This is a genomic window from Alkalibacillus sp. S2W (assembly GCF_046764385.1).
Lineage (GTDB): Bacteria > Bacillota > Bacilli > Bacillales > Alkalibacillaceae > Alkalibacillus > Alkalibacillus almallahensis.
The window spans coordinates 1,294,956-1,315,099 of the sequence record NZ_CP177234.1; the positions used below are offsets into that span (position 1 = coordinate 1,294,956).

Below are 20,144 nucleotides of genomic sequence, written 5' to 3' on the forward strand. Positions count from 1 at the left end.
AAGGGGGTGAGAAAATGAATGGACTCGTAGCTATGATGCCAACAGCTCAAAGCCAACCAATAATGAATAATGCTAATGTAAAATCTCCGAGTGGACAAGGATTTAAAAATGCTTACGATAGTGCATCAAGCAGACATAGTTCTCAAAGCATTGAACCAAAAAATCAGACAATGTCTGAAAGTGAAGTTAAATCAATTGTTGAGAAGGTTCAAGAAGAATTACAATCCGAAGATGGTGATATCACTAAGGTAGTTGAAAGTCTTTCTGATGAAGACACAACTAAATTATTGAACACAATCAATCAGCTTATGGGTCAATCTAATTCCTTTATGAATCAACTAAACGTTGATGATTTAAATGCTTTAGGAAAGCTACTATTAGAAACACATAATCAGATGACGGATCTTGATCCTAGTAATCAATCACAATCATTAGAGAAACTATTAGATTCAATAAAGCAATTACAGTCAAAATCAGATGTTGACTTAAGTCAATTAAGTAAAAAAGACCTGTCAAATTTAATTGAATCAACCGATAACCTAAGCTTAGAGCAATTAGGCCTATCACTAGACGAATTTAAATCCTTGTTAAGTGAGCTTGATCAAGTGAATTTGGAATCTTTAAATGAAGATTCGCTTCAAGAAATCCTTGAATCCATACAACAACAGGAAGTAAGTCAGTTATTAATCAATACTCCAAGTATTAATTTACAACAAATTGATTCTTTAACGACTGGCAATCAAAACCAAGTTCAACAAACGGAACAAGCATTAGCTCGTGTGATCGCATCATTATTTGGCCAACAACAGAATATGACGTTTAATCAACAATCAGGATCATCTAATAAGTGGCAGCAATTATTACAGCAATTACAACAACAATTAAATCAACAAAACTTGAATCAACCATCTGTTCAACACAAACAAGACGTTGCGGCGATTAGACAATCACTTAATCAATTATTGAATAATCAATCGGGTGATCAGACGATGCCAACAGCACGATTAGATCAATTGTTTGGTGACAATAATCAGATGTCAAAGCTAGAACAGTTTACGATTCATTTAGCGCGCGCAAATGGTCAGCAATCGACGAGTAATATGAGTAGTCAGCAACAGATGATTGAGCAATTACAAAAAATTATTCAATCTTCTAATTTTGGTAGAGCTAATGGGGCACAAAATTTAACGATCCAATTGAAACCTGCAAATTTAGGCCAAATGACCTTGCAATTTATGCAAATAGATGGTCAAATGGGCGTTAAAATCTCTGTGATGTCACAAGCGGCTCGCGAAATGTTAGAAAGTAACATCAACCAATTGCGTCATATGTTCCAACCCAACCAAGTGGTGGTCGAACAACGAAGTGTTGATCAAGCTAATACAGATTTCACGAAACAACATATGAATGACGAACAGGCTGAACAAGAAGAACAGGAAGGACAGCTGTTTGAAGAAGACCAGCTAGTTGATCAAGATGATGAAGAGCAAGATCAACCTCTGTCATTCCAAGACTTTTTAGTCAGTGAGGAGGTGTAAACATGAAAATTGATGAATCCTTAATGCTACAATCCCAAAATCAGCAACCCATTAAGCAAGAAGGTAAGCAGGGTTTGGGACAAGATGCATTCTTAGAAATTTTAATGACACAATTAAAAAACCAGAACCCATTAGACCCAATGAAGGATAAAGACTTCGTAGCACAAATGGCAACCTTTTCTGAGTTGGAACAATCAACAAAGATGGCAGAAAGTATTGAACAAATGACTCAAAATCAAGGTTACTCAGACTTCTTACAAATGTCTAATTTAATCGGCCAATCTGTCCATTACGAACAGATGAATGATGAGGGTGATGTTGTTGAACATTCTGATGTCGTGCAATCGGTTAGAAAAGGCGAGAATGGTTTAGCGTTAACACTTGAAAATGGTGATGAGGTTAGTGCATCACAAATCATTCAAATTGGTCAATCCAACCAAGGAAGTGGTGGCACCAATGAATAAGATTAATCAAGTTTATCATCAACAGCCATTACCTTTACCAAACAAAACGAAAACAGAACCATCACAAAACCAATCATTTAAGTCAGTTTTACAACAAGTTGCTGAAGAAGGAATTAAGGTCAGCAAACATGCTCAAAAACGTTTGGACGAACGTGGGATTCACATTAGTGATCAACAATGGTCACAAATAGAATCAAAAATGAACGAAGCCAAACAAAAAGGAATTACTGATTCAGCGATTGTCATGAACGATGCGGTATTAGTTGCAAGTGCGAAAAATGATACGATTGTTACTGCAATGGACCGATCTGAAGCTTCGAGCCAATTACTGACAAATATTAATGGAACTATTATTTTGAATGAAGATTAACGGCTGGACCGAAAGGAAGCCGTCAAACTGCTGACCGACAGAAGCAGTTAATAAACTGAAGAAAAAGAGAGGATGCATAAAACATGATACGTTCATTTTACACAGGTATATCTGGTATGAGTGGTTTCCAGGAAAAACTAGACGTAACGTCCAATAACATCGCAAACGTCAATACATTTGGCTTTAAAAAAGGTCGTCAAACATTTGCTGACTTAATGAGTCAAACGACACAAGGGGCAACGGCGCCTGCAGCTGATGGCCAATTAGGTGGTCAAAATCCGATGCAAGTTGGTTTAGGGTCAAACACTGGAAGCATCGATAATATTCACACACAAGGTACACGACAAACTACTAACCGTCCTTTAGACTTAGCCATTGAAGGGGACGGGATGTTTGCTGTAGCGACTCGTACCAATTCAGCAGGTGGCGGTGATGATGCAATAAATTATTTGGATAGTGCTAATCCTGATGAAATCAATTTCACCAGAGCGGGTAATTTCTATTTAGATGGTGAAGGGTATATTGTTAATTCTAGTGGACAGTACTTGGTTGGTGATTATGCTACTGATGCTGATGCAGAAGACCCAGCAACTGATTTAGAAGGTGCACCTGGTCGAATTCAAATTCCTGAAGGTGCACAAAGCTTCGATATTTCTTCTAATGGTGTCGTGAATTATGTCAATGAAGCAGGGCAAGCACGGGTTGCTGGTCAGGTGACATTAGCTAATTTTTCTAACCCTGGAGGATTGGAAAAATCAGGAGGTAATAATTTCACACTAACGGATAATGCCGGCCTCATGGGTGGCGGAGATATCGGTGGTTCCTTAAATACTCCTGGCGAAGGCGGAACTGGTGGCCTTTACGCTGGTGCTTTAGAAATGTCGAACGTTGACTTATCTGAAGAATTCACCGAAATGATTACAGCACAGCGTGGTTTCCAAGCCAATACGCGTGTGATTACAACATCAGATGAAATTCTACAAGAACTAGTAAACTTAAAACGATAAGGAGGAAAGGGGCTAACGTCGCTTAGCCCCACTTATCATTTATGATTGATGTAACCCGTTTAAACGGTGAAGAATTCGTCGTCAATGCATTGTACATAGAAAAGGTCCAAGCATTACCTGATACGACAATCACATTATCAAATGGAAAGACTTATTTCGTAAAAGAATCAACAGACGAAATTATTCAAAGAGCAGTTGAATTCTATAAAAAAGTAGGTTTAGTTGATCTCCAAGCAAAGGTAGTTGATGAAGATGTCGAAACCGATTAAGATCATGCTAACAACCATCATTACATTAACGATTGTTGGTATTGTTGCCATTATTCTATTAATCTATGTCGATTTTGATGAGAGTGATAGTGAACCGACAATTAGTGATATGGCTGATAGTTCATTTGTCACTGATGAGATCACCACTGATTTAGCAGATGGACAGTTTATCCGTGTGCAATTTCGCATAGTAACAGATAATCAAGACACGAGCGAACAGTTAAAATCAGGTGATCATTTCGTTATTAATGATGCGATTATCGAAGAGCTGACAGTACTTGAGGGTAGTGATTTCCGTAATGAATTAACATCGGTTAGAGAAGATGTTAAAGGAGCGATTAATGATCGCCTAGATGAAGGTGAAGTAACTAACGTCTTTATTACCCAGAAGGCAGTACAATAAATGAAAACACTCCACAATGGAGGTGATGAAAGTGGCGGATGATGTTCTGTCCCAAGGTGAAATTGACGCGCTTTTGTCGGCTATTTCTACTGGTGAAATGGACGCAGAAGAATTAAAAGAACAACAAACAGATGAACGTAAAATACGTGATTATGATTTCAAGCGAGCCTTACGCTTTTCAAAAGATCAGGTTCGTGGATTAACACGAATTCATGAAAATTTTGCGCGACTTCTAACATCATTTTTTGCAGCACAGTTAAGGTCTTATGCTGAAGTAACTGTAGCTTCTGTAGACCAAGTACCTTATGAAGAATTTATCCGTTCAATGCCACAGCGAACCGTGTTAAATATTTTCTCGGTAGATCCACTTGAAGGGCGCTTATTGTATGAAGTTAATCCAAATATTGCTTATGCCATAGTTGATCGAGTTCTAGGTGGTGAAGGCATTGGAACAAATAAGGTTGAAAATTTAACTGAAATTGAAAGCAGGATTATGTCACGGTTATTTGAGCGAGCTTTTGAATCATTAGAAGAAGCTTGGGGATCGATGGTTGATATCGATCTAACCCTAGAGGAATTTGAAACAAATCCTCAATTTATTCAAATGGTATCGCCGAACGAGACAGTTGTTGTCGTTTCCTTAAATACAACTATTGGTGAGAGTACGGGTGTGATGAATATTTGTATACCTCACATGGTTTTAGAGCCGATTATTTCCAAGCTTTCAGTGCACTATTGGATGCAAAATGAGAAGTCGCAAAGTAATCCAGAAGATTATCAACATTTATCGAAAAGTTTAACTCACGTTGATGTAGAAGCGAAAGCGATTCTAGGGGAGTCCGATATCTCGATAGAAGAATTTTTAAACTTAAAAGATAATGATGTCATCATGTTGGATCAAGCTATTGATGATCCGCTTACGTTATATGTAAATGATGAGCCAAAATTTAATGTTCAGCCTGGTAAACAAAAGCGCCATATGGCTGTTCAAATTCTAGATGAATTAAGGGGTGAAGATGACCATGAATAATAATGATAATATGCTATCTCAAGAAGAAATAGACGCCCTATTGAACAGTTCAAGTGATGAAGAGAACTCTGGCAGCAATCAAAATGCTAATCAGACAGATGAAAATTCCAATCAGGGTGGACAAACATCAAGTCAATTACAAGATTTCCTGACAGATATTGAGATTGATGCCATTGGAGAAATTGGTAATATTTCATTCGGTAGTTCAGCTACGGCCTTATCTTCTTTATTAAATCAGAAAGTAGAGATTACGACACCTGTTGTTTCGGCAATCGACAGTGAATCACTTGTCGATGAATTTCCTACACCGCATGTAGCCGTCAAGGTAGACTATACAGATGGGTTTAGAGGTATGAACTTATTTGTGATCAAGAGTCATGATGCTGCGATTATCGCAGACCTTATGTTAGGTGGTGATGGGACTAATCCATCTGAAGAATTAGGGGAAATTCAATTAAGTGCTGTTCAAGAGGCGATGAACCAAATGATGGGTTCTGCTGCAACTAGTATGTCTTCAGTGTTTAATAAACGCGTTGACATTACTCCACCAGATATTACGGTACTTGACGTAGAAAAAGGTGAAGGAACAGATTATATTCCGAGAGAAGATAACTTTGTCAACGTATCTTTTCAATTGCAAGTAGGTGAATTAATTGATTCTAATATCATGCAATTACTGCCTGTTGACTTTGCAAAAGAATTCGTTGATAGTCTATTAAACGCGGAAGGTCCTGTTGAAACAGAAACAGCTAAACAAGAAGAACCAACTCAACCAAAGCAAGAAACTCAGCAAAAACAACCAGAAGCGCAACCTGACCCGAGCGAACAATCAACACAAGCGCAGACAAATTCGCAACAACTGGGTCAAAAAGCTTTTCAACAGGGAGAAGATCATCAAGTTGACCAAGCACAATTTGAAGAGTTCGGAAAACAGCCTCAACTTGGCCAAGATGAGCAACGAAACTTAGATTTATTAATGGATATTCCGTTGAATGTATCGGTTGAATTAGGGCGTTCAAGCAAAAGTATTAAAGAAATATTAGAACTCAACACGGGTTCCATTGTCGAACTTGATAAACTTGCTGGAGAACCGGTTGATATTCTCGTTAACAACAAACTGATTGCCAAAGGTGAGGTTGTTGTTATTGATGAAAACTTTGGTGTTAGAGTATCAGATATTTTAAGTCAAGCAGAACGTATTCAAAAATTACGATAATTAAATTAGGGGGATTACATTATGGCACAACAAATTTTAGTCGTGGATGATGCAGCATTTATGCGTATGATGATCAAGGATATTTTAGAGAAGAATGGTTATGAAGTAGTTGGGGAAGCAGAGAATGGTGAAGCGGCCGTTGAACAATATAAAGAGTTAAATCCTGATTTAGTAACGCTGGATATTACGATGCCAGAGAAAGACGGAATTGAAGCATTGAAAGAAATTATGAGTCAAGACAGTAATGCGAAGATTGTGATGTGTTCAGCGATGGGTCAACAAGCTATGGTAATCGATGCGATCCAAGCCGGAGCAAAAGACTTTATTGTTAAACCATTTCAAGCGGACCGTGTACTAGAAGCAATTGGTAAAGCATTAAGTTAAATGGTTGTGGGGTAGGAAGACGATGAATAAACGTGTTATTTGGGTTGGGATGATAGCATTGATGATGTTAATCGTTAGCCCAATCGTGATAGTAGCTGATGAAGAGTGTGATGGTAGTGTGGCTGATTGTTTAGAATCAGAGTCAAATAACAGTCCAAATGAGAATGACGAGACGGACGAACCAATTGCGGATCAACCGACTGAAGATAGCTCAGAAAACGAAGAAGCTATTGGTTCGTCGAATCAGTCGCTATTTTTAGACTTTTTACGAATGATTGCAGCCTTAGTTCTTGTATTAGCTTTAATATATATTGTATTGAAATTCATTCAAAAGCGAACTAGAAACTATCAACAGACGCGAGCACTCGAAAATATAGGTGGCGTTTCATTAGGACATAACAAATCCGCTCAGATTGTTCGAGTTGGAGATGAATTCTATTTAATTGGTGTAGGAGATGACGTTAATTATTTAACAAAAATTGAAGATCAAGACACAATTGATCAATTAATGACGACGCCTGAAGAGGCTTCAAGTAATATGTCATTTCAATCGATCTTCCAAAGTTTTCAAAACAAACGGAAGAATAGTTATCAAGAAGCTGAAACTAAAAACCAATTTAAAACAGAGTTAGAAACCATGAAAAACTCTAGACAACGTATGAGGAAACGTTATCAAGATAAGGACGACGATAGCAATGAATGAATTTATGAATCTATTATCAGAGAATGATCCTGGGACAATTTCAACAGCTGTTCAATTGTTATTACTTTTAACCGTATTAACACTCTCACCGAGTATTCTTGTGTTAATGACTAGTTTTACTCGTATTGTTATCGTATTATCATTTGTTCGAACAGCACTGGCAACCCAATCAATGCCTCCAAATCAAGTGTTGATTGGACTAGCACTGTTTCTAACCTTTTTCATCATGGCTCCTACATTATACGAAGTGAATGAGGAAGCCTTACAACCGTTATTTAACGATGAAATCACTTTAGAAGAAGCCTATGATGAAGCAAGTATTCCATTCAAAGATTTTATGTCTGAACATACGAGACAACAGGATTTGGCTTTGTTTATGGATTATACGGATGCAGAGACACCTGAATCTGTCGAAGATATTCCATTAACCACTCTGGTGCCTGCTTTCGTAATTAGTGAATTAAAGACAGCTTTTCAGATGGGTTTTATGATTTTTATACCATTTCTTGTTATTGACATGGCTGTAGCCAGTGTTCTGATGTCGATGGGAATGATGATGTTACCACCAGTTATGATCTCATTACCGTTTAAAGTCCTGTTATTTGTTATTGTGGATGGTTGGTATTTAATCACCCACTCAGTCTTAGAAAGTTATATATAGTGATAGGAAGTAGGAATCAATATGACACCAGATATGGTTGTTGCATTAGCAGAACGAGGCGTTTATACCATCTTAATTGTGGTAGGGCCACTATTAATAATAGCATTATTCGTTGGTTTAGCAGTAGCGATTTTCCAAGCGACGACACAAATCCAAGAACAAACATTAGCATTTATCCCTAAGATTATTGCTGTGTTTATAGCCATCGTCATTTTAGGCCCTTGGATGTTGCAACGTTTGATTGAATTCACGACCAGTATTTTTAATGAAATTCCTAATATAGTTGGTTGATATGATTGAGTTACTAGACATTACGAGAATTCCGGCTTTCTTTTTAATTTTAGCTCGATTAACGGGGTTTATATTGTTTGTTCCTTTATTTGCATATACGACAGTCCCTAACCGAGTTAAGATTAGCTTAATCATTATTTTATCGTGGATTATGTATCTTACGTTAGACAGCCCAGCTTTAGTTGTAGATGGCCAATACATATTATTACTTTTAAAAGAACTAACCATTGGAATTATGATTGCACTTGTTGCCTATATCATTTTCACGGCTGTCCAAGTTGCTGGTGGCTTTATAGATTTTCAGATGGGTTTTGCGATTGCAAACGTAGTCGATCCTCAAACAGGGGCACAGAGTCCAATTATCGGCCAGTACTACTATATTATTGCAACGCTATTATTAGTCGCAACCAATGCTCACCATCTCTTAATCGATGGCATTTTTTATAGTTATGAATTTATCGGTTTTCAAGAGATGATTCCGATTCATACAGAGTCTTTTGCCGAATTTATCATGACGACGATGTCACAGATGTTTTTATTAGCGTTTCAAATGGCAATTCCGATCGTTGGAACATTGTTTTTGGTAGACGTGGCCTTAGGCATGATAGCTCGTACAGTACCACAAATGAACGTTTTTATCATTGGTCTACCACTTAAAATATTAGTTAGTTTCTTCACTATATTTATTGGCTTCGGTTTCTTTGGATTATTAGTCTCGAAGTTGTTTGAATATATGTTTCAAACGATGAGACAGTTAATGGAACTGATAGGGGGCGCATAATGTGTCGTTACTTCGTTTAGATTTACAATATTTTAACCAAGAAAAAACTGAACAAGCGACACCGAAAAAGCGTCAAGATTCGCGTAAAAAGGGCCAAGTGGCAAAGAGTCAAGATATTACGACGGCGATTTTATTGTTTGCTGTTTTTGTTTTCATGGTTACCTTTGGTTCGACGCTAGGCGATACGTTATCAAGTGTATTTATATTTACATTTACTGAACTGATTCACTATGAAGTTACTCCCGAAAATGTCGAGAGTGCTATGTTTCAAGTGTCTGTTGAAGCTATTAAAGTCGTCTTACCAATTATGGCCGTTGCGATCACAGCAGCGTTAGTGGCTAATTATCTACAAATTGGGTTTTTACTAACAGGTGAACCACTCAAGTTTGATTTAAACAAAGTCAATCCTATTAATGGGATTAAACGCATATTTTCAGCAAGAGCCATTGTGGAATTTTTAAAATCTATGTTAAAAGTTAGTTCTATAGCTATTGTTTGTTTTGCCATTCTATGGGTTAATCGTTCTGATTTGATGACATTATCACAAAAATCAGTTCCTAATGCGATTGCGTTTTTTGGTCAATTAACACTTATTATGGGTGTTGCAGCAACGCTTATGTTATTAATCATTGCTGTTATAGATTATATCTATCAACGTTACGACCACGAAAAAAATATTCGAATGTCAAAACAAGATATTAAAGACGAAAACAAAAATATGGAAGGTGACCCGCTTGTTCAATCACGAATGAAGGAACGCCAACGTTCAATGGCACAGCAACGTATGATGAGTGAGGTACCTGAAGCAGATGTTGTGATCACAAACCCTACACACTATTCGATCGCATTAAAGTATGACGAAGAGCGTGCAGAAGCTCCTTTTGTTATTGCTAAAGGGGTAGATTATGTTGCTCTTAAAATTAGAGAGGTTGCCGAAGCGAATGGAGTTATGAGAATTGAAAATCGCCAACTAGCTCGAGGGTTATATAATTCTGTAGAAATTGACGAAACGATTCCCGAAGATTTTTTCCAACAAGTTGCAGAAGTATTAGCTTATGTTTACAAAATGGAGAAACAAGCTAAGTAAGTATGAAGAGAGGATTTTGAAGCATGTCAGCAAGAGATTTATCGGTACTATTAGGTGTTATATTAATTATTGTCATGTTAGTCATCCCACTCCCGGGATGGTTATTAAGTATTTTAATTTTGACGAATATATCATTAGCTCTAATTGTTATTCTCGTCACAATGAATACACAAGAAGCTCTAGACTTTGCTATATTTCCATCATTATTATTATTATTAACGTTATTTCGACTAGGGCTTAACGTATCAACAACACGTTCGATTTTATCAGAAGCTGACGCTGGTAATGTCGTCGATACGTTCGGAAATTTTGTGACGGGTGGTAATCCATTTGTCGGTTTTGTGATCTTCTTAATCCTCGTTATTATTCAATTTATTGTTATTACTAAGGGTGCAGAACGTGTATCAGAAGTGGCAGCACGCTTCACCTTAGATGCGATGCCTGGTAAGCAAATGAGTATTGATGCTGATTTAAACGCTGGTATGATTACCGAACAACAGGCCAAAGCACGCCGTGAAAAAATTGAAAATGAAGCAGATTTTTATGGTGCTATGGACGGTGCCAGTAAATTCGTAAAGGGTGATGCTATTGCTGGTATTGTTATTGTACTCGTCAATATTATCTTCGGTTTTATTATCGGTATGACACAGTGGGGGCTATCTTTTACTGAAACCGTGAATACCTTCCTTCGTTTAACTGTTGGGGATGGTTTAACGTCTCAAATACCCGCCTTATTAATTGCAACTGCAACTGGTATTGTTGTGACAAGAGTTGCTGCTGAAGGTAATCTATCACATGATGTGACAGGCCAATTATTCCGTTATCCAAGTCTAATGTATGTGGCAGCTGGAACGATATTTATGCTTGGTTTAACACCAATAAATATCTTTTTAACAACATTTATTGCAGTAATCCTTGCTGTTGGTGGCTGGTATCTAGCACAAGCTCAAGAAAGACAAAGTCAATATGAAGAAAGTGAACTTGAAGATCAATCGGAGGAACAAGAAGTGGCTCAACCTGATAATGTCGTCGATCTTCTTAATATGGATCCGGTAGAATTCGAATTTGGCTATGCGTTAATTCCGATTGCTGATGCGAATCAAGGAGGAGACTTGCTTGATCGTGTTGTAATGATTAGGCGGCAGTTAGCGTTAGAATTAGGTATTGTGATTCCAGTTGTCCGTATACGAGATAATATTCAGCTAAATCCGAACGAATATCAGTTAAAAGTGAAAGGAAATGAGGTTGCAAAAGGGGAACTTTACTTAGATCACTATCTCGCTATGTCTCCAGGTATGGAAGATGACTCAATAGAAGGTATTGATACTGTAGAACCCGCTTTTGGTTTACCTGCTAAATGGATTTCCGAAGATATGAAAGATGAAGCAGAGTTATCAGGTTATACCATTGTCGACCCACCTTCAGTTGTCTCGACACATATTACTGAAGTTATTAAACGATATGCTTATCAATTATTGGGACGTGAAGAAACACAGCAATTAATCGATCACTTAAAACAAAGTTATCCAACGCTCGTGGATGAAGTGACGCCTGAACCTCTATCTGTAGGCGAAATTCAAAAGGTTTTATCAAAACTATTAGAAGAACAAATCTCGGTTCGTAATTTGCCAGTTATATTCGAAACACTAGCTGATTACGGGAAGATGACTAATGATACAGATTTGCTAGCAGAATATTGTAGACAGTCACTATCAATGCAAATTACCCAAACATTTGCAACAGCTGATTATCAGATGAAGGTTGTCACATTGTCACCACAAGTTGAGAAGAAAATCGCTGAACATATTCAACAGACAGAGCATGGAAATTTCTTATCGATGGATCCTGAAACGCAACAAAAAATTATCGAATCCATTCATCAACAAGCAAGTCAAGCGTTTATGGATGATGCAACACCTGTCTTACTTTGCTCACCAGCGATTAGAAGATACGTAAAACAAATGATTGGACGCTATTTACCAGATGTGGTGGTACTATCTTATAACGAACTTGAACCAGATCTAGAAGTCGAAAGTGCTGGGGTGGTGAACATAGCATGAGAGTGAAAAAATATACGGCACCGACAATGCCAGAGGCGATGAAGGATGTACGTAAAGAACTTGGTGATTCAGCGGTTATATTAAATTCTAAAGAGAAAAAGACAAAAGGATTTCTCGGGTTATTTAAAAAGAAAAATATAGAAGTAGTAGCTGCCGTGGACCCTTCACCTATGCAACAAACGAAAGCGAAAAGTGTAAAAGAACCTAATGTTAATTTTCAATTGGATCATCAACCATCACTAAATCTTAAGCAACCAACACAGGAGCCTTCATCACATGATCAAGATTTAATCAAGGAGATCAAAGAGCTTCGTGAATCTTTAAAGGATTCTAAAGAAAATACTAATTATTATCCTACTCCAATAGATTCAGTTGCTAATGATTTGAGACATTTAGGAATTGATCAGAATACTATTCAAGAGTTGATGGAGCCAGTTATGACAGAATACTATACAAACAAGAAATCACAAGACATTTCTGTCTATTGGCAAATCGTAAAAGATCAAATATTTCACAAGATGGAAAGTGCGACTCAATATGAACAAGATGCTAGGTCCAAACATATCTTCTTATTCGGACCTACTGGGGTCGGAAAAACAACGACATTAGCAAAACTAGCAGCTGATTTTTCTATTAATCAAGGATTAGATGTTGGCCTTATCACATTAGATACATTCAGGATTGCTGCGGTTGATCAATTGAAAACCTACGCTAAAATACTGAACTTACCTGTTGAGGTGGCTTATAATCACGAAGATTTCTTGCAGGCTAAAGAAAAATTCACTGATAAGGATATTGTATTTATTGATACACCGGGTAGAAATTTTAGGGAAGATCGTTATATTGAGGAAATGAAACAATTTGTTGAATTTGAAGATCATGATGAATTATTTTGCGTCTTATCTCTTACTTCAAAAGAAGAGGACATAGATGATATATATGCTAAATTTAGTAGTTTATCGATTAATCAAGTGATCTTAACGAAGTTAGATGAAACAAGTTATCTAGGTTCAATCTTAAATCTTTGGCAACAACATCAATTTAGAATTGCGTATTTAACAACTGGTCAAGACGTTCCGGATGATATTGAACCACCATCTCCACAGAGAATGACGGATTTGATAGTAGGTGATCAGTCGTGACAGATCAAGCCCATGAATTAAGGCAACGTGTGTTGCAAAACGAGCAAAACCAAGCTCGTACCATTGCGATCTTTAGTGGTAAAGGCGGGGTCGGTAAGTCTAACTTCGCTCTTAACTTTAGCATGGCATTATCGGAACAAGGCAAAAGCGTCCTGATATTTGATCTAGATATTGGTATGGGAAATATTGATATCTTGCTGGGCCTACAACCTAGACAAAATTTATCGACAATGTTAGAGAAAAAGTTACAAATTTCTGATATCATAGAAGCAGGTCCACAACGTTTGTCCTATATTGCAGCTGGAACTGGTTTGTCAGATTTCTTTCATCTTGACCGTTCTAAATACGACTATTTTATCAGGCAACTACAACATGTAACGACGGCCTATGATTATATCATTTTTGATCTAGGTGCAGGTATGTCTGAAGAACATTTAGCCTTTATTCAAGCAGCTGATGAAAGTATTGTTGTGACAACGACAGAACCAACATCGATTACGGATGCTTACGCAGCTATAAAGCAATTGGTTGCACATAGTAAGCGTCAAGATTTGCAACTATCTTTATTAGTCAATCGTGCAAGTGACCGTGATGAAGGAGAATTTGCCTACACGAAATTAAATGCTGTCGTGATGAAATTTTTAAATCAAAGCTTATCCTACCAAGGGTACATCCCAGATGATTCAACTGTTGTTCAAGCAGTCAAGCAACAACAACCTTATTATTTAGTTTCACCTAAGAGTAAGGCTAGCAAGCAAATGAGAAATTTAGTTGATATTTACTTGAATCAGGATGACGGAATTGAACAAGATCGTAAATTTGTTAAACGACTTCGATCATTTTTCTCACGAAAGGTAGATTGAACTATGGATAAGAAAAGGGTATTAGTCATCGATGATTCTGCCTTTATGCGAAAAGTTATTTCAGACATTATTAATGATGATAGTAGTTTAGAAGTAATAGGCACTGCTCGAAACGGCGAAGATGGTCTAAAAAAGGTTGAAAAGCTTAATCCAGATGTTGTGACGTTAGATATTGAAATGCCTATCATGGATGGTTTAACAGCACTCAAACGTATTATGGATGACTATCCTACACCCGTTATCATGTTGTCAAGCTTAACTTATGAAGGGGCCGAAAGCACGATAACAGCACTGCAATATGGAGCGATTGACTTTATCAATAAAACATCTGGTTCCATTTCACTTGATTTGGCGCAAAAAAGTGCTGAAATTTGCGAGAAAGTAAAAGATGCAGCGCATGCTAAATTACACAAGTCTATGGCCCTATTGCCTGAAGCGACACCTAATGAGTTAACAATTAATAGAAACCAACCATCCAAGAAATTTCAGCACGAGCAAACACTTGTTGTAGTCGGTGTATCAACTGGAGGGCCTAAAGCACTGCAGGAATTATTATCTAGAATTCCTGAATCGTTTAGCTGCCCGATATTAATTGTCCAACATATGCCCGCTAAATTCACTCGATCATTGGCAGAACGATTAGATCGATTATCTGAAATTTCTGTTAAGGAAGTCCAACATGGAGAATTGTTAAAGAGAGGGCACGCTTATATAGCACCAGGTGATAACCATTTTGAAGTTAAATCAATCGGGAGATCTTTGGCAGCAATAATAGAACAGACACCAGCTGTTAATGGTCATCGTCCAAGTGTGAATAAATTATTCAAGTCAGTTGCTGGTGTATCTCACATGAACAAAGTGGCAGTTGTCCTAACTGGAATGGGCAGTGACGGAACTGAAGGTGCTAAGCACCTTAAAGAACAAGATTCTTCTACATATTTAATTGCTGAATCGAAAGAAACAGCTGTCATTTACGGAATGCCTAAATCAATCGTTGAACAAGCCAATCCCAATTTAATTAAACCAATCAATGAAATGGCAGATGCTATCGTTGAAACCGTGAAACAATGAGGAGGTCAAGTATGGAATCGAACCAATACTTAGATGTATTTATTGATGAAAGTAAAGAGAATTTACAAGTTGTTAATGATGGATTACTAGAATTAGAGAAAGACCCGTCTAATTTATCGATCGTTGATGAAATTTTTCGTGCAGCCCATACCCTAAAAGGAATGTCTGCGACAATGGGGTATGAGGATTTATCTGATTTAACGCACAAAATGGAAAATGTTCTAGATGCCATTCGTAACGAAAAAATCACTGTTAACTCAAATGTAATGGATGTGTTATTAGATTCATTAGAATATCTTGAGAAAATGACAGCTGATATCGCTGAAGGTGGTACAGGGTCAATGAACGTTGAATCAGTTGTCACTCAATTAAAAGCGATTGAAAAGGGAGAGGAACTATCACAAACGGAAACACCCTCTGCTGTAAATGATGATGAATCCGGAGATACAACCTCTTCAGTTGAAGGGTTAACGGTAGATCAATTTGAACGAACAGTTTTAGAACAAGCCAAAACAGACGGTCAAAATGTTTACCACATCACTGTCTCACTCTCTGAGGACTGCTTGTTGAAAGTCGCACGCGTTTATATGGTTTTTGAGGTTCTTGAGCAAAGTGGTGAAGTGATTAAATCAGTTCCAACTGTAGACGCATTAGAAAATGAGGAATTTGAAAATCATTTTGATCTCATCCTTGTTACATCAGAACAAGATGAAGAATTAAAAGCTAAAATCATGAAGGTCTCTGAAGTTCGTGAGGTGATCATTAAGCCTTTTGAGTTTGAAACAGAACAGTCTTCTGATGACAAGCAAACAACTGAAGAAAACCAAGTTGTTTCTAATGAGCAGCCTGAAATATCGAATGATCAAGCGAACGACCAACCAATCGATCAGCAAAAGAAGGCAGCTGGTAATAAAACTATCCGTGTGAACATCGAACGTTTAGATGCCTTAATGAATCTATTTGAAGAAATGGTGATTGATCGTGGACGTCTCGAACAAATTTCAGAGGAATTAAATCACAATGATTTAAAAGGTACGGTTGAGAGAATTTCGCGTATTTCTGGTGACTTACAAAATATTATCTTAACCATGCGTATGGTACCTATTGAACAGGTGTTTAACCGTTTCCCTCGTATGGTACGTCAGCTAACACGTGAACTCGGAAAAGACATCAATATGGAAATTGAAGGGGCTGAAACAGAGCTTGACCGAACTGTCATTGATGAAATCGGCGATCCACTTGTTCATTTGATCAGAAATGCGGTTGATCACGGAGTGGAAATGCCTGAAGAAAGAAAGCAAAAAGGTAAGCCAGCTCAAGGTAATATGTTATTAAAAGCCTTTCATAGCGGAAACCATGTATTCGTCGAAATTCGTGATGATGGTCAAGGGATTAATAAGGAAAAAGTACTTAATAAGGCTATAGAAAATGGCGTTATAAGTAGTGATCAAGCATCCAGTCTTACAGATAAGCAAATTAATGAGCTGATCTTAGCTAGTGGTTTTTCTACAGCCCAGGAAATTTCGGATATATCCGGTCGTGGTGTTGGCTTAGATGTTGTTAAGAGCACGATTGAATCCTTAGGTGGTTCAATCGAAATCGAATCTGAATATGGAAAAGGCACGACTTTTTCTATCCAATTACCTCTTACTTTATCTATTATATCTGTCATGTTGGTGATAATCGAAGAAGAGACATATGCAATTCCATTATCATCGATCATTGAAACAGCGGTTATTAAGCACACTGATGTGATGAAAGCCCATAATAAAGAAGTGATTGATTTCAGAGGTCATATCGTTCCGCTAGTTGATTTACGTCAAGTATTCGAAGTACCAAGTGTAAAAGAGGAACAGGAAGACTATTATTCTGTCGTTGTTGTACGAAAAGGTGACCAAATGGCAGGGTTAGTCGTAGATTCATTTATTGGTCAACAGGAAATAGTCTTGAAGAGTCTTGGTGATTATCTATCAAATGTATTTGCTATTTCTGGTGCAACGATCTTAGGTAATGGCGAAGTCGCGTTAATCGTTGATAGTAATGCACTAATTAAGTAAGGAGGTATTTCTATGAGTGAAGTCATGCAAGATGATAAGGTTATCGTTTTTAAATTAAAAGATGAAGAATACGGGATTCCAATTGAACATGTTGGTTCGATTGAAAGAATCTTTAATATCACCCGTGTACCTCGTGCACCTAAATTTGTAAAAGGTGTGATGAATTTGAGAGGTGTGATTACACCGATTATTGACTTACGGGAACGTTTTGGCTTAGAAACGGTGGAACAAACGGAAAGTACGCGCATTATCATTATTCATGTGGGTGACAAGAGTATTGGCGTCATCGTGGATGCAGCTAACGATGTTGTGGATGTACCACAAGAAAAAGTTGAGCCATCACCTGAAGTAGTCGGAGCAGTAAATGCCGATTATATTAGAGGGGTAGCTAAAATCGATCAGCGCTTACTGATTCTATTAAACTTAGAAAAGGTTCTTTCAGAAGAAGAGTTTGATGAGCTATCAACCATTGACTAATTATGATACAAAGAAGAGGAATTCGTGATGAATGATTACTTTAATTTTGAACAAATTCATCTAGATGTACTGAAAGAAATCGGTAATATTGGTGCTGGGAATGCAGCTACTTCATTATCTCATTTAATCAATCGTTCAGTATCTATGGATGTACCCGTTGTAAATGTAGTGACTTTTGACGAGATGATGATGGAAATAGGCGGTAAAGACGAAGTACAAGCGACTGTATTTGTACAAGCAAATGGAGATATTTCGGGGAATATGTTTTTTATGATTCCGCCAAATGAAGCAGATTTATTTGCTCAATTGATGATTGGTGACCCATCTGAAAAGGTCTCTGAAGGTGATGAAATTGCAACGTCAGCATTTCTTGAACTAGGAAATATTTTAACTGGATCTTATTTGCGAGCGTTCTCTGACTTTACACAATTAGATATTAATCAATCTGTGCCGCATGTTGCCATAGATATGGTTGGGGCTATGTTAACGCAAGGACTACTGGAAATATCAACCGTATCTGATCAAGCGATTATGATTGAAACGATTTTACACGATATCGAAGGGTTTGACCAAGCGATCAAAGGACATTTCTTCCTTTTACCGAATCCCGATGCCTATGCAACGATTTTTCAAGCTCTAGGAGTTCATTCGTCATGACGCAAGTTTCAGAAGCCGTTAAAGTTGGAATTGCAGATTTGAATATCGCCCAACACCCACAAACCATTATGACAGCAGGATTAGGGTCTTGTATTGGATTAGTTTTATACGATGAAACGAACAAAATTGCTGGTTTAGTCCATATTATGTTACCAGATTCGTCGATGAGTCGTAATCAAACATTTAAAGAAGCAAAGTTTGCTGATACTGGTCTAATAGCTCTACTGAAATTAATGGAGTCTCAAGGTGTTAGAAAGTCGCGATTAAAAGCAAAAATGGCTGGAGGTGCTCAAATGTTCAACTCAACTAATAGTAGTGAAATGATGCGCATTGGGTATCGAAATGCTGAGGCAGTACGTGCGTCATTAAAAGAACATAACATTCCAGTTGTTTCTGAAGATTGTGGTGGCAATAAAGGGCGAACGATTGAATTTATGATAGATGATTCACTACTAAAAATTAGAACAATTCATGAAGGTGTGACTTATATCTAATGGTTGGATCTATTTTATATAATATTCTGACGTCAACAGTTGTAGCGGTTTATACATTTATTCTAGCAATTACGACTAATACCCCAGAACACGCTTTATTTCGTAGTATAATCATATTTTTTCTAACATTTTTGATCGTGTACTTGATTCGAAAAGCATTATTCTTTGTTACTAAAACAAAAAAAGAGACTGTAGCTGTTGAAACTTATTCAGAAACGAGTCATCGAGATGGTCAATCTGATCAGGATCAAGAAGAAATTGATCATAGTCAAGCCGCAGAACAGGTTCGGACACTATTGCAGGAAGAACAACAACGTGAAACTTAAGCTTGGGGGTGCATGCCATTGAATAAATCAACAACGTCAATGACTGCCTTATGGAATAAATGGCAGGAAACAAAAGACCAAGAAGCGGGTAATTTACTGGTTGAACATTACATGCCCTTAGTAGATTATCAAGTCAATCGTATTCACTCCCACCTACCAAGAAATGTTGACCGCCAGGACGTTAAAAGCCTTGCGTTTATGGGGTTAGTTGATGCGTTGGAGAAATTTGATACAAGCCGAGACTTAAAGTTTGATACTTATGCTTCCTTTAGAATACGAGGCGCAATTATTGATGGTTTGCGCAAAGAGGATTGGCTTCCCCGCTCAGTTCGAGAGAAATCGAAAGAAATCGAACAAGGATATGAGACACTTGAGCAAAAACTACAAAGGGAACCTTCTGTAGAAGAACTTGCGAATTACTTGAAAATGCCGGAAGATGAAGTGGCAGAAGTGTTAAAGGATACGCTGTTTGCCCACGTACTGTCAATTGAAGATAAAACAGACGAACAAAGTGATGAACCGCGAGAGAATTTAAGAAATACGATCCCTGATACATATGAAATTCAACCTGACCAACAACTGGTCAATCAGGAAAGCATCCATGAGCTAATTCAAAAGATGCAAGAACTGAATGAAAATGAACAAATGGTTTTGAGTTTATTTTATAAAGAAGAATTAACGTTAACTGAAATTGGTGAAGTTTTAGACCTTTCTACATCAAGAATCTCACAAATTCACACAAAGGCAATTGCCAAGCTCTATCATTTATTATCCGCTTAATAAAAAAGGGGGG

Annotated in this window: 24 protein-coding genes; all 24 read left to right on the forward strand. The window is 37.4% G+C overall.

The genetic code is table 11. The features are described 5' to 3' along the window. The first annotated feature begins 14 nt into the window (after nucleotides 1–14). The 24 genes from ACKXGF_RS06995 to ACKXGF_RS07110 all read left to right on the forward strand — a co-directional run bounded on the left by ACKXGF_RS06995 (nucleotide 15) and on the right by ACKXGF_RS07110 (nucleotide 20,131). Nucleotides 15–1,538 carry a flagellar hook-length control protein FliK gene (locus tag ACKXGF_RS06995; protein ID WP_411955451.1) on the forward strand — a complete coding sequence of 508 codons (1,524 nt, stop codon included), beginning with the start codon at nucleotides 15–17 and terminating at the stop codon, nucleotides 1,536–1,538. A gap of 2 nt (nucleotides 1,539–1,540) precedes the next feature. After that, on the forward strand, nucleotides 1,541–2,002 hold the full coding sequence (locus tag ACKXGF_RS07000) for a flagellar hook capping FlgD N-terminal domain-containing protein (RefSeq protein ID WP_411955452.1): 462 nt from the start codon (nucleotides 1,541–1,543) through the stop codon (nucleotides 2,000–2,002). Beyond that, nucleotides 1,995–2,372, forward strand: a complete 378-nt coding sequence (locus ACKXGF_RS07005) for a TIGR02530 family flagellar biosynthesis protein (RefSeq protein WP_411955453.1) — start codon at nucleotides 1,995–1,997, stop codon at nucleotides 2,370–2,372. Before ACKXGF_RS07000 ends, ACKXGF_RS07005 begins: the two co-directional genes overlap by 8 nt. A gap of 83 nt (nucleotides 2,373–2,455) precedes the next feature. Beyond that, nucleotides 2,456–3,379 carry a flagellar basal body rod protein FlgG gene (gene flgG, locus ACKXGF_RS07010; protein ID WP_411955454.1) on the forward strand — a complete coding sequence of 308 codons (924 nt, stop codon included), beginning with the start codon at nucleotides 2,456–2,458 and terminating at the stop codon, nucleotides 3,377–3,379. Nucleotides 3,380–3,420: 41 nt separating this feature from the next. Then, complete coding sequence (locus tag ACKXGF_RS07015) at nucleotides 3,421–3,648, forward strand: flagellar FlbD family protein (RefSeq protein WP_411955455.1); 228 nt, start codon at nucleotides 3,421–3,423, stop codon at nucleotides 3,646–3,648. Then, nucleotides 3,632–4,051: a flagellar basal body-associated FliL family protein gene (locus tag ACKXGF_RS07020; RefSeq protein WP_411955456.1), complete on the forward strand. Its 420-nt coding sequence runs from the start codon at nucleotides 3,632–3,634 to the stop codon at nucleotides 4,049–4,051. The genes ACKXGF_RS07015 and ACKXGF_RS07020 overlap by 17 nt, the downstream gene beginning before the upstream one ends. Before the next feature lie 31 nt (nucleotides 4,052–4,082). Continuing rightward, entirely contained in the window at nucleotides 4,083–5,081 is a 999-nt protein-coding gene (gene fliM, locus ACKXGF_RS07025; protein WP_411955457.1) for a flagellar motor switch protein FliM, read from the forward strand. Next, a complete protein-coding gene (fliY, locus tag ACKXGF_RS07030; RefSeq protein WP_411955458.1) occupies nucleotides 5,074–6,297 on the forward strand; it encodes a flagellar motor switch phosphatase FliY in 1,224 nt (407 codons plus the stop codon). The genes fliM and fliY overlap by 8 nt, the downstream gene beginning before the upstream one ends. A gap of 21 nt (nucleotides 6,298–6,318) precedes the next feature. Further along, nucleotides 6,319–6,681 (forward strand): response regulator, encoded by a 363-nt coding sequence (locus ACKXGF_RS07035; protein WP_411955459.1) that lies wholly within the window; start codon nucleotides 6,319–6,321, stop codon nucleotides 6,679–6,681. A 22-nt stretch (nucleotides 6,682–6,703) separates the two neighbouring features. Then, on the forward strand, nucleotides 6,704–7,384 hold the full coding sequence (locus tag ACKXGF_RS07040; RefSeq protein WP_411955460.1) for a flagellar biosynthetic protein FliO: 681 nt from the start codon (nucleotides 6,704–6,706) through the stop codon (nucleotides 7,382–7,384). Further along, nucleotides 7,377–8,045: a flagellar type III secretion system pore protein FliP gene (gene fliP / locus ACKXGF_RS07045; protein WP_411955461.1), complete on the forward strand. Its 669-nt coding sequence runs from the start codon at nucleotides 7,377–7,379 to the stop codon at nucleotides 8,043–8,045. The genes ACKXGF_RS07040 and fliP overlap by 8 nt, the downstream gene beginning before the upstream one ends. Nucleotides 8,046–8,066: 21 nt before the next feature. Next, a complete protein-coding gene (fliQ, locus tag ACKXGF_RS07050; protein WP_167260077.1) occupies nucleotides 8,067–8,336 on the forward strand; it encodes a flagellar biosynthesis protein FliQ in 270 nt (89 codons plus the stop codon). Between the two features lies 1 nt (nucleotide 8,337). Further along, the gene (gene fliR, locus ACKXGF_RS07055; protein WP_411955462.1) at nucleotides 8,338–9,117 is read left to right on the forward strand and encodes a flagellar biosynthetic protein FliR; all 780 of its coding nucleotides are present in this window, start codon (nucleotides 8,338–8,340) and stop codon (nucleotides 9,115–9,117) included. A gap of 1 nt (nucleotide 9,118) precedes the next feature. Further along, entirely contained in the window at nucleotides 9,119–10,204 is a 1,086-nt protein-coding gene (gene flhB / locus ACKXGF_RS07060) for a flagellar biosynthesis protein FlhB (protein WP_411955463.1), read from the forward strand. A gap of 23 nt (nucleotides 10,205–10,227) precedes the next feature. After that, a complete protein-coding gene (gene flhA, locus ACKXGF_RS07065) occupies nucleotides 10,228–12,264 on the forward strand; it encodes a flagellar biosynthesis protein FlhA (protein ID WP_411955464.1) in 2,037 nt (678 codons plus the stop codon). Next, a complete protein-coding gene (gene flhF / locus ACKXGF_RS07070) occupies nucleotides 12,261–13,406 on the forward strand; it encodes a flagellar biosynthesis protein FlhF (protein WP_411955465.1) in 1,146 nt (381 codons plus the stop codon). Before flhA ends, flhF begins: the two co-directional genes overlap by 4 nt. Continuing rightward, entirely contained in the window at nucleotides 13,403–14,269 is an 867-nt protein-coding gene (locus ACKXGF_RS07075) for a MinD/ParA family protein (protein ID WP_411955466.1), read from the forward strand. The genes flhF and ACKXGF_RS07075 overlap by 4 nt, the downstream gene beginning before the upstream one ends. Before the next feature lie 3 nt (nucleotides 14,270–14,272). Next, nucleotides 14,273–15,340 (forward strand): protein-glutamate methylesterase/protein-glutamine glutaminase, encoded by a 1,068-nt coding sequence (locus ACKXGF_RS07080; RefSeq protein WP_411955467.1) that lies wholly within the window; start codon nucleotides 14,273–14,275, stop codon nucleotides 15,338–15,340. Nucleotides 15,341–15,351: 11 nt separating this feature from the next. Then, nucleotides 15,352–17,397, forward strand: coding sequence for a chemotaxis protein CheW (locus tag ACKXGF_RS07085; RefSeq protein ID WP_411955468.1), 2,046 nt, complete (start codon nucleotides 15,352–15,354; stop codon nucleotides 17,395–17,397). Between the two features lie 12 nt (nucleotides 17,398–17,409). Next, complete coding sequence (locus ACKXGF_RS07090; protein WP_411955469.1) at nucleotides 17,410–17,874, forward strand: chemotaxis protein CheW; 465 nt, start codon at nucleotides 17,410–17,412, stop codon at nucleotides 17,872–17,874. 27 nt (nucleotides 17,875–17,901) lie between these two features. Further along, complete coding sequence (locus ACKXGF_RS07095) at nucleotides 17,902–18,531, forward strand: chemotaxis protein CheC (RefSeq protein WP_411955470.1); 630 nt, start codon at nucleotides 17,902–17,904, stop codon at nucleotides 18,529–18,531. Beyond that, nucleotides 18,528–19,025, forward strand: a complete 498-nt coding sequence (locus ACKXGF_RS07100) for a chemotaxis protein CheD (RefSeq protein ID WP_411955471.1) — start codon at nucleotides 18,528–18,530, stop codon at nucleotides 19,023–19,025. Before ACKXGF_RS07095 ends, ACKXGF_RS07100 begins: the two co-directional genes overlap by 4 nt. After that, a complete protein-coding gene (locus ACKXGF_RS07105; RefSeq protein WP_411955472.1) occupies nucleotides 19,025–19,351 on the forward strand; it encodes a hypothetical protein in 327 nt (108 codons plus the stop codon). Before ACKXGF_RS07100 ends, ACKXGF_RS07105 begins: the two co-directional genes overlap by 1 nt. Before the next feature lie 12 nt (nucleotides 19,352–19,363). Continuing rightward, complete coding sequence (locus tag ACKXGF_RS07110) at nucleotides 19,364–20,131, forward strand: FliA/WhiG family RNA polymerase sigma factor (protein WP_411955473.1); 768 nt, start codon at nucleotides 19,364–19,366, stop codon at nucleotides 20,129–20,131. The last annotated feature ends 13 nt before the right edge of the window (nucleotides 20,132–20,144 follow it).